The sequence below is a fragment of the Rhizobium sp. LARHSG275 genome, from assembly GCF_052871115.1.
Map to the genome: position 1 here is coordinate 61,460 of NZ_JBIXJN010000007.1, position 12,312 is coordinate 73,771.

Sequence of the window (12,312 nt, forward strand, 5' to 3'; positions counted from 1 at the left end):
GAGGAAGGATGATGGCTGAATTCTCGTTGGATAAATCTCACATAGCAGGCGTCGTGCTGGCCGGCGGCCGCTCGCAGCGGATGGGCCGCGACAAGGCAGGCGTGATGCTTGGGACCGAGAGCCTGCTCCGCCATGTGTTGACCCGGCTCTCGCAGCAGGCCTTGCTCGTCGCGGTCAATGCCGATGCCGCCGCCGGGGACGTGCCTGTCGTTCCCGACCGTTTTCCCGGCAAGGCCGGGCCGATGGCCGGCATCCATGCGGCGATGGCCTATGCCGCCGGCCTGCCCTCGATCACCCATGTCGTGACGGTCTCGGTCGATTGCCCGTTCTTCCCGGCCGATCTCGTCGCCCGGCTGGCGGCGGCGGTCGAGCATCCCTCGCAAGTCGCCATTGCCGCCTCCGAGGGCCGCAGCCATCCCGTCTTCGGGCTCTGGCCAGTGACGCTGGCCGCCGATCTCGAAACCTGGATCGCCAGCGACGAGAAGCGGCGTGTGCGTGACTTCCTGTTACGGCATGACGTTACGGAAGTGGCGTTCCCGCTGCATCCGACCCGTGCCAGCCTGCTCGATCCCTTCTTCAACATCAACACGCCTGACGATCTCGTCGAGGCGGAACGCTGGCTGGAGGCCCTTCGCGGATGACCGCACCGAAAATCTTCGGCATCGCCGGCTGGAAGAACTCGGGCAAGACGGGTCTCGCCGTCCGGCTGGTGACGGAGTTCACCCGCCGCGGCTACAAGATCTCGACGATCAAGCACGCCCATCATGATTTCGACATCGACAAGGTCGGGGCCGACAGCTACCGCCACCGCCAGGCCGGCGCCCACGAGGTCACCATCGTCTCCGGCACCCGCTACGCCATCATGCACGAGCTGCGCGGCGCGCCTGAACCTCAGTTCGAGGAAATCCTCGCCCGCCTCGCCCCCTGCGACCTCGTGCTGATCGAAGGCTACAAGCGTGAGCCGATCCCGAAGATCGAGGCCCGCCGCCTGGAGGCGGCCAATCGCGAACCGCTGGCGCCGAGCGATCCCCATATCTGCGCCATCGCCGCCGATCATGCCGTAATCGATACGGCCCTGCCGGTCTTCGATCTAGACGACACAGGCGCCATCGCCGATTTCATCACTGACATCGTTGGCCTTGGACAGGCGAGGCTTTGAACCACCTGCGTCGCCGCCGCCGGATCTAGGAAGCGGAGCCGTTTCGCGTGCCATCGCCTTGGCGATTTCCTTGGCGAGCTGAGCCTGATTATAGGGCTTTGCCAATCTCGGTAGATCGATATCGGTGCCAGAGGGAAGATCGGCGTAACCTGTCGCCAGCACGATCGGCAACGCCGGATAAATGTCCCGCGCGGCCTGGGCAAGCTGTGCGCCGGTCATACCAGGCATCGAATAGTCAGAGATGACAAGGTCGAAATGCTGACCGCTGCTGATCAGTTCCAGTGCCTGCGAGCCGGAATTTGCTTCGACGACCTCGTGGCCGAGATCTTCAAGCATGTCGACCGAACTCATGGCGATCAAGGCGTCGTCATCGACCAGGAGGATCTTCAGTCTGGATGCGGCTTGCTCAACAGTCACCTCCGACTCGGCCGGCACCTCTGTTCGCCAGGCCGTCGCCGGAAGCCACAATTCCGCGGTCGTTCCCACCCCAAGCTCGCTTGTCAGACGAAGTGCGCCATCGAGCTGAACGGCAAGTCCATGGATCATCGATAAGCCCAGGCCCGTGCCCTTTCCGAGTTCCTTGGTCGAGAAGAACGGATCGACGGCCTTCTTCAGGGTCTCCGCGTCCATGCCGGTGCCGCAGTCGGCCACCGCCAAAACAAGATAGAGCCCTTCCCCGAGATCACCCTTATCGCCGGCAACATTTTCCTCGCGCAGCGAGATGGACAGCGTCCCTCCGTCCGGCATCGCATCGCGGGCATTGACCGCCAGGTTAAGCAGCGCCAATTCGAGCTGGTTCGCATCGACAAGTGCCGGCGGCAGGCTTGTCGGCATATTGATTTCGATGCTGATCGAGGATCCGACCGAGCGCCGCAGCAGATCTTTCATGCCGGAGACCAGTTCGGCCAGATCGACGGGCTTGACCTGCAGATCCTGCTGTCTGGCAAAAGCCAGCAGCCGTTGCGTCAGAGCAGCTCCGCGCCGCGCGCCCTGAAGCGCCCCGTCAACCAGACGCGTCGCCTTGGCATCTCCGGCAACATGCTTGCCGAGCAGCTCCAGATTTCCAAGAACGACCATTAGCAGATTGTTGAAATCGTGGGCAACGCCGCCGGTCAACTGGCCGATCGCCTCCATCTTTTGCGATTGGCGAAGCTGCTCCTCGGCCCTTTCACGCTGGGCGACTTCCTCGAGCAGCGTTTGGTGAGCGGCGTCAACTTCTTTGGTCCGTTCCCGCACACGCTCTTCGAGGTTTTCATTGAGCCGTCTTAGATTTTTTTCGATGGTCTTGCGGGCGGTAGTATCGGAGCAGACCCCGACGAGTTTCCTGGCGGAACCATATCTGTCGGAATAGAGCTGCGCATGGACCTCGGTCCAATGCAGCGATCCATCCGGCCAGATCGTCCTGTGCTCGATCGAATAGTCGCGTCCAGTATCAATCGTCCGGCGCAGGCGTTCCAGCACAAGATCCCGGTCGTCGGGGTGGATGCTTGCGATGAGGTCGTCGCGTGTGACATCCTCATCCGGACTGCGGCCGAAAACCGCTTTGCAGGTGGCCGAGGCTGATAAGGCCATCGAGGATAGCTCCAGCTCCCACGCCCCAAGACGACCGGCTGCAAGCGCCGTCTGCAGCCGTCGCTCGCCCTCGGCCAAAGCCTCGAGCTGAGCTCGAGCCTCATATTGGCGCAGGCGCCCTTTTAACGCGGTTCGCGCAATACTGATGAAGGAGGTCGCGTGGAACGGCCTTTCCAGGAAGGTGACGTTGCCGAGAACCTCGGAAAGCCTGGCAGCGGCCGGATTTCGTTCAGGCCCGCCGCCGCGCGTGGTAAGCACGATGAATGGCAGATCCGACCAGCTTGGCTGGGCGGAGACCCAGGCGGCAATCGGCTTCAAATCGCTCCAGCGAACGGCCTCTTCGGTCAGCACGCCAAGTGCGATGTCATCTTTCAGTGAAGAGGCAAAGACATTCAGGTTGGCAGCCGCAATCGATGATAGGCCGGCTTCTTCGATTAGCGATACCGCCACCTGGGCATCGCGTCCGGCGGGAGCATAGATCAATGCTTTCGGCTTTACGGAGTTAGGAATTGCCGCGACCCCCGCCATCAGTCGATAGGAGTGGCTCTGCGCCGGTAACAAATTCGGGAACGCCGCGAAGCACACCTTGGAACCCGACCAGAGGATCCCCGAACGTCAACCCGGAACTGTTGATACGATACTCTCGGATTGTATCCTCATGCAGCCCAGTTCTCTTCTTGATCACCGAGACCGCTCGCCGCACCTTCCCCGCAGCCTCGAAGTAGCGCAGCAGTATGACTGTGTCCGCAAGATAGGTCACGTCGACAGGCGCCTTCATGTCGCCGACAAGCCCATGCTGTGCAACGGTAAGGAAGGTATTGGCGCCTTGCCTGTTCAAATATTGAAGCAACTCATGCATGTGAAGGATCAGCGAATTTTCATCCGGCATGGATGCTTGATAGCCGTTGATGCTATCGATAATGACGGTCTTGGCATTCGACTCGTCCACGCACTCGCGCACGCGATGCGCGAATTCACCTGGTGACAGTTCAGCGGCGTCGAGCTGTTCAATGTGAATTAGACCGCTGCTCCTGAGCGTCTCGAGATCGATTCCGAGCGCCTTGAGCCGCGTAAAAAGCAGGCCAAGCTCTTCGTCGAAGATGAAGGCCGCCGCTCTCTCGCCACGCGCAACAGCCGCGACCAAGAATTGGAATGAGAAAGTACTCTTACCGGTACCGGATGGACCGAGGATAAGCGTACTGGAACCTCTCTCCAACCCACCGCCTAATAGGAGGTCCAGTTCCGGAATATTTGAGGATAACTCGTCACGGACATAACTCGAGCGATGTTCGGCGGCGACGAGACGTGGAAAGACAACGACGCCGCCAGTTTGAATGGTGAAATCGTGGAAACCGCCGCGGAAGGCTTGCCCACGGTATTTCGTGATCCTGAGGCGGCGGCGCTCAGCGCCATAGCTCGGCGCCATCTCCTCAAGATGGATGACTCCATGAACGACGCTATGCACAGTTTTATCAAGCACGTCGGACGTCAGATCATCGAGCAAAAGGACTGTCGCCCCCTGCCGGGCAAAGTAGTGTTTGAGCGCAAGGATCTGGCGGCGGTAGCGCAGCGAGCTTTGAGCTAGAAGCCTTATCTCCGACAGGCTGTCGAGAACCACGCGACTTGGCTTAATCCGCTCGAAAGCGGCAAAGATCTCCTTTGTCGTCTCTCCGAGTTCTAGGTCTGATGAATAAAGCAGGCTCTGCTGCTGGTCGGCATCCAGCAGGCTTTCCGGAGGCACGACCTCGAAGACCTCGATATTGCCGTCGATCACCATGCCGTGCGATGCGGCACCGGCGCGGAGTTCACTCTCGGTTTCGGAAAGGGTGACGTAGAGCCCCTGCTCGCCAAGCCGCGCACCCTCGATCAGGAACTGCAGCGCAATCGTTGTCTTGCCCGCCCCCGGATTTCCCTCCAGGAGAAACACGTGCCCTGGCGAAAGGCCCCCTGCCAGAATTGTGTCCAAACCGGACACTCCAGTCCGGGCTTTCATGGCAGGTATCGCAGTATTCATTCATTGTTTCCTTCGGTTTATACCGGGAATTAGTGGCGACCGACGGAATGTCAAATAGTCAAGCGCGTATGATCCCGACGTGCTGATCCGGGGCTGGGATCGGCGATCTAACCCCGATATCGAAGCGCATCGACGACGAGGGCGAATGCCGGCGACGTATGTCTGCGGCTCGGATAGTAGAGATGATAGCCGGAAAACGGGGGGCACCAATCTTCGAGGACACGCACCAGCTGCCCGTCGGCAATATGTGCCGCAACCAAGTCCTCCGGCATGTAGGCGAGCCCGATGCCTGCCAGTACTGCATTCAGCCGCAGCGCTATATTGTTGAAAACCAATTGCCCTTCGACGCGAACCCTGAGTTCGCGCCCGTCCTTCTCGAACTCCCAGGCATAAACGCTGCCATAGGTCGGCAGACGCAGATTGATGCAATTGTGATCCGTGAGGTCCTGCGGCGTCATCGGCTTTGGCCTGGTGTCGAAATAGGCCGGAGCGCCGACCACGGCCATGCGCATGTCAGGGCCGATACGCACCGCAATCATGTCCTTCGCCACCTGTTCTCCAAGCCGCACCCCTGCATCGTAGCGCTCCGCGACGATGTCAGTCAGACCGTAGTCGACAATGATCTCGACATTGACATCAGGATAATCGGGCAACAGCTTTTCCAAGGCAGGCCAGAGGACGGCATCCGCCGCATGCTCGCCGGCATTGATGCGAATGGTGCCTGCCGGTTTCTCCCGCAACGCGCTCAAGGCAGCCAGCTCGCTCTCGATCTCGTCGAGCCGCGGACCGATGGAGAGGAGCAGGCGTTCGCCGGCCTCCGTCGGCGCGACGCTGCGCGTCGTGCGTGTCAGCAATCGCAATCCAAGCCGCTCCTCGAGCCCGCGGATGGTGTGGCTGAGTGCCGATTGCGACACACCGAGCTTGCCCGCCGCTTTGGTGAAGCTTTGAGCGCGCGCGATGGCGAGGAAGGCGATGAGGTCATTGACGACGGGGCGCGGCATTGATGAAACTTTCTCATGGGTTCTTGCCGTTTATACCATCTAATCGCGACCAGGCGCACGCGCTAGATACCTTGCTACTTGAGTGGACATGTCTGCCCCGACATTGAAAGGAAGACTAAGATGGATATCAAACGAAGCGGTTCGCAGCCTTCGGCCAAGGGGCCAGCGGAATGGTTTACTGGCAGTGTGCGTGTCGATCCGCTGTTTGCGGCTACCAGCCCGGCACGCGCGGCTGGCGCCAGCGTCACCTTCGAGCCCGGCGCCCGTACCGCCTGGCATACTCATCCGCTCGGCCAGACGCTGATCGTCACATCCGGCTGCGGCCGTGTTCAGCGCGAAGGCGGCCCCGTCGAGGAAATCCGCGCCGGCGACGTCGTCTCGTTCGCACCGGGTGAACGCCATTGGCACGGCGCATCGCCGACGACGGCAATGACCCATATCGCCATCCAGGAGCAGCTCGACGGCAAGGTTGTCGACTGGATGGAGCATGTCACCGACACGCAATACCAAGGTTAGCAAGGGAAACGTCTATGCAGAAGCGTGAACTTGGAAAGAGCGGACTGGAAGTCTCGGCCATCGGTCTCGGCTGCATGGGGCTGAGTTATGGTTATGGCCCGGCGACGGATATTCAGGAAGCGACAGCACTGATCCGGCGGGCGTTTGAACGCGGCGTGACCTTCTTCGACACGGCCGAGGCCTATGGCCCTTATAAGAACGAGGAGCTTCTGGGAGAAGCGCTCGCGCCCTTCCGCGAGGAGGTGGTGATCGCTACGAAATTCGGTTTCAACTTCGATGCCAATGGCGGCCAGAGCGGCATGAACAGCCGGCCGGAGCAGATCCGGACGGTGGCCGACCAGGCGTTGAAGCGTTTGAAGACCGATGTCATCGATCTCTTCTACCAGCATCGAGTCGACCCCGATGTTCCGATCGAGGATGTCGCCGGCACGGTCAAGGCACTGATCACTGAAGGCAAGGTCAGGCATTTCGGCCTCTCGGAAGCAGGCGCCCGGACGATCCGCCGCGCCCATGCCGTCCAGCCGGTGGCGGCGTTGCAGAGCGAATATTCGCTGTGGTGGCGCGAGCCCGAGCAGGAGATCCTGCCGACGCTTGAAGAACTCGGCATCGGTTTCGTGCCCTTCAGCCCGCTTGGCAAGGGCTTCCTCACCGGCGCGATCAGCGAGACGACCACCTTCGACAGCAAGGATTTCCGCAACGTCGTGCCGCGCTTTTCTCAGGAGGCGCGAAAGGCCAACCAGGTGCTCGTCGATCTTCTCGCGGAGATTGCCGCGCGCAAGAAGGCCACCTCGGCCCAGGTGGCTCTGGCATGGCTGCTGGCGCAGAAGCCCTGGATCGTGCCGATCCCCGGCACCACCAAGCTGCATCGCCTCGAGGAGAACATCCAGGCCGCTGAGGTGGAACTGACGGCCGAGGATCTCGCCAGCATCGAAAGCGCGCTCGCCACGATCAAGGTGGAAGGCGATCGTTATCCCGCGCATCTGCAGGCAAGAGTCAATCGCTGAGAAGCGGCCGATGGGCCGTCAAAGCGACGTCTCGTCCCAACACCAGAAGAAAAGCGGCCGCAGTCATTTGCGGCCGCGTCTTCATCAATCGCATCATTTCCTTGGCGCCGGCGCATTATCCCGAAAAGCCGGTATCGCCTCCAGCTTGGTGACAATCTCGGCGATATTGGGCCATCGGGTGAGATCGAAGCCGAGGCGACGGGCGCCGATCGACTGCGGGAACAGGAAGATATCGGCAATGCTCGGGCGATCGCCGACGGCGAAGACCCCTTGCCTGCGGCCGGCGATCATCGTCTCGACAGCCGCCATTCCCTCGCCCACCCAATGACGATCCCAGGCGATGATGGCATCGGCATCAGCCTGGAACGTGGCGCGAAGATGCAGGCCGATCCGCGGCGGCAACAGCGCGTGGATCTCGGCTGCGATCGCAAGCGCGATAGACCGCGCCTGCGCCCGGCCTTCCGCGGTGTCAGGCAATAGCGGCGGTCTAGGCTGAAGCTCATCGAGATATTCGACGATCGCCAGCGACTGGGTGAGGAGAACGCCGCTATCCGTCAGCAAGGCCGGCACGAGCCCCTGCGGATTGATACTGCGATATCCGGCCTGCCGGCTCTCGGAATCTTCGCCGAGAATGGTGACCGGCAGCGCTTCGGCCGTCAGGCCTTTCAAGGCGAGCGCGATGCGGACTCGAGATGTCGCCGAGGAAATTTCGTTCTGGTAGAGTTTCACTGTCTTTCTCCCTGGTAATCTAAAAGAGCAGCTGGAGCGGCGGCTGCTCCGCCGAGGATGAAGCTGCGGATGCCGCCGTCACGAGGCCCGCGAGCGGCGACGGCTCCCGTGAGCTTACATCGTAGATGCAGGGCGCTGCGAAAATCGTCGCCCCCAGAATGCAGATCATCATCAGTCTCATTGGTTCCCCCATCGACGAGGCCCGACCGGCCTCGTCATGTTTCCTTTTGGCGATCGATCCCATCAGTCAGGCAACGCTCAATTCAACATTGATATTGCCGCGGGTTGCTTTCGAATAGGGGCAGGTGCGGTGCGCTTCATTCACAAGCGCCCTTGCCAGATCCGCTTCGATGCCCGGCATACTGACCTTGAGGCGAGCCTGCAGGAAATAGTCGCCGTCGGTCGCCCCGAGATCGACCTCGGTGTCGACGGCGGCATCTGCAGGAAGCTTGACCTTCAGCTTGCCCGCAGCAATGCCGATCGCGCCGATGAAGCAGGCAGACCAGCCGGCGGCGAAGAGCTGTTCGGGATTGGTGCCGGCACGGTTGCTGCCCGGAGGCGAAAGCTTGATATCAAGCTGCCCGTCGTCGCTATGCGACGCGCCGTCGCGCCCGCCCGTCGTGTGGATCTTGCCGGTATAGAGAACCTTGTCGATCTTTGTCATGGAACACTCCTTGTGTTGCGTCGCTGCACGCGACTGGCCGCGCTGCGCGGCCGGATTGACAGAGTGTGGTTTGACCGACGGATATATCCGCCATGTTTCCGAAATCGCCCGGAATGTCACAAAGCGTAGCATCCGATATCGAAGACATCCTTGCATACAAGCATCTCGAATTTTTGCGGTGACCGCCGATGTCAACGAATGGTGACTTCCGCCGCCAGACCGCCGCCGGCGCGATTATAGAGCCGGAGCGACCCACCGATCTTGGCCGTCAGCTGCTGGGCGATCGCAAGACCGAGACCGGTGCCGCCGGTCTCCCGGTTGCGGGATTGCTCCAGCCGGAAGAAAGGCTGCATGGCGGCCTCGAGCATCTCGTCGGGGATTCCAGGCCCACGGTCCATAATCGTGATGACGATATCGTTTTCTGGGCTGCGCTCGACGTTGATCTCGGCGGCGCCGGCAAACTTCAGCGCATTGTCGATGAAGTTCGACAGAATGCGGCGAAGGGCATGCGGCTTGGTAAAGGCAGCCCCCTGAACTAGGCCGACGACCGTAACGGCCTTTCCGATGTCCTGGTAGTCGTAGGCTATGCTGTCGATGAACGAGGCGAGATCGATGCGGGCATTCTTCTCGCCATTGCCGTGCGCACTGCGCGCATAGGCTATGCCGTCCTGGACGAGGCGCTGGATCTCGCCGAGATCATGCACCAGCTTGTCCCTCTCCGGTGACTCCTCCGCCATGTCGGCGCGCAGCCGCATGCGGGTGATCGGCGTTTGGAGGTCATGCGAGATTGCCGCCAATATCTGGACGCGCTCTTCGAGATAATGGGCGATCCTTTCCCGCATCGCGTTGAAAGCTCGCGCCGCATGCGCGACCTCCCTCGGACCCGCCTCGCTCAAAGCCGGACCGTCCTTGTTCGGATCGAGAGCATCGACGGCGGCGGCAAGTTCGCCGAGCGGCCGGATCGCCTGGCGAACTGCAAACCAGGTACAGAGAATGAGCAGCACCATCTGGACGACGAAGACATAAGGCAGCCACGCGGCGATCGGCATGACGCCCTTCGGTGTGACGTCGATTGTCAAAGGGCTTCCGTCGCTCAGCGTCAGATGCGCCTGCAATCGGTTCACATCGCCTGGAATCCGTTCGATACGGATCGGAAAGCGATGCCCGATCGCCTCCTCGATCTTGCCTGAGATCTCCGCCCCTTTGCTTGATGTGTCGGGCACGCCGGGAAGGCCGGGTCCGAGCACGAAACGATAATTGCCGCGGCTCAGCCGGTCGAGCAGGTCGCCGCGTTCCGCGGGAGGAAGCCGATCGAGAACGGCGATCGATGTTGCCACGTCGTTTTCCAGCGTGCCGAGCATCACCGCCTTGGCCGACATGTACCGCTCCATATAGAGCACACTGAAGGACAGACCGTAGGCCAAGGCAAGTCCGATCAGCAGGATCAGGAAGATCCGCGACCGCAGTGTGCGCGGCCATGTCAGACCCGAAAGCGAGGGTATCGCTGCCTTCATTGGCGCGGCTCCGATATTTCGACCGGAACCGAAAACACATAGCCTTCGCTGCGCACCGTCTTGATATAGGTCGGTTCGCGCGCATCGTCGCCCAGCCGCTGACGAAGGCGGCTGACCAGCAGATCGATCGAGCGATCGAAGAGATCGGCGTCGCGACCCTGTGTCAGGCTGAGAAGCTGGTCGCGATTGAGAACCCGCTGCGGATGATCGATGAAGACGCGAAGCAGACGGTATTCGGCGCCGCTGAGCGCAATCGCCGTCCCGTCCCTGTCGAGGAGCTGCCGAGCGACCGTATCGAGCTGCCAGGCACCGAAAGTTAGCAACTGTCCGGCCTCGCTGATCTGCAGGTTGGGCGGCAACATGCGCGTCCGCCGCAGCACCGCTTTGATGCGGGCAAGAAGCTCACGCGCAGCAAAGGGCTTGGGAAGATAGTCGTCGGCGCCCATTTCCAGCCCGAGGATCCTGTCCATTTCGTCGGTGCGAGCCGTTAGCATCAGGATCGGGATCGCCTTGTGCCGGCCGGCGCGCAGTTCACGGCAGAGCACCAGCCCGTCGTCACCGGGCATCATCACGTCGAGAACGATCAGGTCGACGGCATTGGCGTCGACAAAACTGCGCATCTGCCGCCCGTCGGCGGCAGCGCTCGTGCGCAACCCGTTCTTCTCAAGATAGCCCGATACCAGCTCGCGGATTTCGCGATCGTCATCGACGATCAGGATATGATCGACATGATCCATATTTCCCTATTCCCCAATGATAGAAGCGGCCGCGCCGGTCGCTTCGTTCCCGGCCGAAGCGACAGACGCGAGCTACGCATATTCCGCCGGCCGGAGCAACGCGGCTCTGCAACCGGCATCGTCGACCTAGAAGCGATCGACGTCTATGACCGCCTGCGCAAAAGCCTGCGGCGCTTCCTGAGGCAGATTGTGGCCAATGCCGCCGCCGATCGTGCGATGCTCGTATTTTCCGGAGAATTTTCCGGCATAAGCGGAAGGCTCGGGATGCGGTGCGCCGTTTGCATCGCCCTCCATGGTGATGGTCGGCACCGAAATGACAGGCGTTGCGGCGAGCGTCGTCTCGTAGGCATCGTACTTGGCCTCACCTTCGACAAGCCCCAGGCGCCAGCGATAATTGTGAATGACGATGGCGACGTGGTCGGGATTGTCGAAGGCAGCGGCCGATCTGTCGAATGTCGCATCGTCGAAGTTCCACTTCGGCGATGCCGTTTGCCAGATGAGTTTTGCGAAATCATGGGTGTTGCTCTCGTATCCCTGACGACCGCGTTCGGTGGCAAAATAGAACTGATACCACCAGGCAAGTTCGGCCTTCGGCGGAAGCGGCTTCTTGTTGGCCTCCTGGCTGCCGATCAGGTAGCCGCTCACCGAAACCATCGCCTTGCAGCGCTCGGGCCAGAGCGCCGCCATGATATTGGCGGTCCGCCCGCCCCAGTCGTAACCGGCAATCACGGCCTTCTCGATATCGAGCGCATCGAGAAGCGCGATCATATCGGCGGCGAGCGCTGACGGCTGGCCGTTGCGAGGTGTGCCGTCGTCCAGGAAGCGCGTCGTCCCGTAACCGCGCAGATAAGGCACGATCACCCTGTAGCCTGCCGAGGCAAGCAGCGGTGCGACATCGACGAAACTGTAGATGTCATAGGGCCAACCATGCAGCAGCAATACGACCGGGCCATCCGCCTTCCCCGCCTCGGCATAACCGATATCGAGCACGCCGGCCTTGACCTGTTTCAGCGTTTCGAAAGACGTGTTGGTTCCGGCCTTTACATCAGGCAGGGATGCGGCGGGCGCCGACTGAGCGGCGGCCGTGCCGGCCACGCCTAACTCGACCGCCGCAAGGGCGACTGCCGTCATGCCGAAGAAACGGCGGCGGTGATGATTGACTTGCTCTGACATCGGTCTCTCCTGTCGAATGGATCACGGTCGCGAAAAAGCGCTCTACTTGTATCCCCGATATGTCGCAAGCAACCGTTTTTTGAATGCGGATGTAGCTTCCGGCCGCCTGGATACATTCCGATACAATTGCGCTGCCTCAGCAAGTGGTCGCGTTGGCCGCAGCCGTTTCGTCCCCACTGCGGCAGTTTGTATCGCTTTGTATCGCCGCCGCCCTATCCCGACACTTCGG

General features: G+C 61.2%; 12 protein-coding genes. 4 read left to right on the forward strand and 8 right to left on the reverse strand.

All coding sequences use genetic code 11. From position 1 onward, the window contains the following. Positions 1 to 11: 11 nt before the first annotated feature. Entirely contained in the window at positions 12 to 641 is a 630-nt protein-coding gene (gene mobA, locus ACIPSK_RS10710; RefSeq protein ID WP_162117733.1) for a molybdenum cofactor guanylyltransferase MobA, read from the forward strand. After that, positions 638 to 1,159: a molybdopterin-guanine dinucleotide biosynthesis protein B gene (mobB, locus tag ACIPSK_RS10715; RefSeq protein WP_162117732.1), complete on the forward strand. Its 522-nt coding sequence runs from the start codon at positions 638 to 640 to the stop codon at positions 1,157 to 1,159. Before mobA ends, mobB begins: the two co-directional genes overlap by 4 nt. Here the strand turns inward: mobB and ACIPSK_RS10720 are convergent. From ACIPSK_RS10720 to ACIPSK_RS10730, 3 genes are all read right to left on the reverse strand, one after another. After that, the gene (locus tag ACIPSK_RS10720; protein ID WP_162117788.1) at positions 1,091 to 3,259 is read right to left on the reverse strand and encodes a hybrid sensor histidine kinase/response regulator; all 2,169 of its coding nucleotides are present in this window, start codon (positions 3,257 to 3,259) and stop codon (positions 1,091 to 1,093) included. The genes mobB and ACIPSK_RS10720 overlap by 69 nt on opposite strands. Beyond that, positions 3,234 to 4,745: an ATPase domain-containing protein gene (locus ACIPSK_RS10725; RefSeq protein WP_017964592.1), complete on the reverse strand. Its 1,512-nt coding sequence runs from the start codon at positions 4,743 to 4,745 to the stop codon at positions 3,234 to 3,236. The genes ACIPSK_RS10720 and ACIPSK_RS10725 overlap by 26 nt, the downstream gene beginning before the upstream one ends. Positions 4,746 to 4,852: 107 nt before the next feature. Continuing rightward, the gene (locus ACIPSK_RS10730; protein WP_162117731.1) at positions 4,853 to 5,746 is read right to left on the reverse strand and encodes a LysR family transcriptional regulator; all 894 of its coding nucleotides are present in this window, start codon (positions 5,744 to 5,746) and stop codon (positions 4,853 to 4,855) included. A gap of 120 nt (positions 5,747 to 5,866) precedes the next feature. Between ACIPSK_RS10730 and ACIPSK_RS10735 the strand changes: the two genes are divergently transcribed. Together ACIPSK_RS10735 and ACIPSK_RS10740 are read left to right on the forward strand one after the other, a co-directional pair. Further along, a complete protein-coding gene (locus ACIPSK_RS10735; protein ID WP_162117730.1) occupies positions 5,867 to 6,262 on the forward strand; it encodes a (R)-mandelonitrile lyase in 396 nt (131 codons plus the stop codon). Between the two features lie 14 nt (positions 6,263 to 6,276). Then, the gene (locus tag ACIPSK_RS10740) at positions 6,277 to 7,266 is read left to right on the forward strand and encodes an aldo/keto reductase (protein WP_162117729.1); all 990 of its coding nucleotides are present in this window, start codon (positions 6,277 to 6,279) and stop codon (positions 7,264 to 7,266) included. Positions 7,267 to 7,359: 93 nt separating this feature from the next. Here ACIPSK_RS10740 and maiA read toward each other — a convergent pair whose 3' ends face one another. The 5 genes from maiA to ACIPSK_RS10765 form a co-directional block, all read right to left on the reverse strand. Then, a complete protein-coding gene (gene maiA, locus ACIPSK_RS10745; protein WP_162117728.1) occupies positions 7,360 to 7,995 on the reverse strand; it encodes a maleylacetoacetate isomerase in 636 nt (211 codons plus the stop codon). 247 nt (positions 7,996 to 8,242) lie between these two features. After that, on the reverse strand, positions 8,243 to 8,659 hold the full coding sequence (locus ACIPSK_RS10750; protein WP_162117727.1) for an organic hydroperoxide resistance protein: 417 nt from the start codon (positions 8,657 to 8,659) through the stop codon (positions 8,243 to 8,245). Between the two features lie 191 nt (positions 8,660 to 8,850). Next, positions 8,851 to 10,173 (reverse strand): sensor histidine kinase, encoded by a 1,323-nt coding sequence (locus tag ACIPSK_RS10755; RefSeq protein ID WP_162117726.1) that lies wholly within the window; start codon positions 10,171 to 10,173, stop codon positions 8,851 to 8,853. Next, on the reverse strand, positions 10,170 to 10,910 hold the full coding sequence (locus ACIPSK_RS10760; protein ID WP_162117725.1) for a response regulator: 741 nt from the start codon (positions 10,908 to 10,910) through the stop codon (positions 10,170 to 10,172). Before ACIPSK_RS10760 ends, ACIPSK_RS10755 begins: the two co-directional genes overlap by 4 nt. Before the next feature lie 126 nt (positions 10,911 to 11,036). Then, positions 11,037 to 12,083, reverse strand: a complete 1,047-nt coding sequence (locus ACIPSK_RS10765; protein ID WP_162117724.1) for an alpha/beta fold hydrolase — start codon at positions 12,081 to 12,083, stop codon at positions 11,037 to 11,039. Between the last annotated feature and the right edge of the window lie 229 nt (positions 12,084 to 12,312).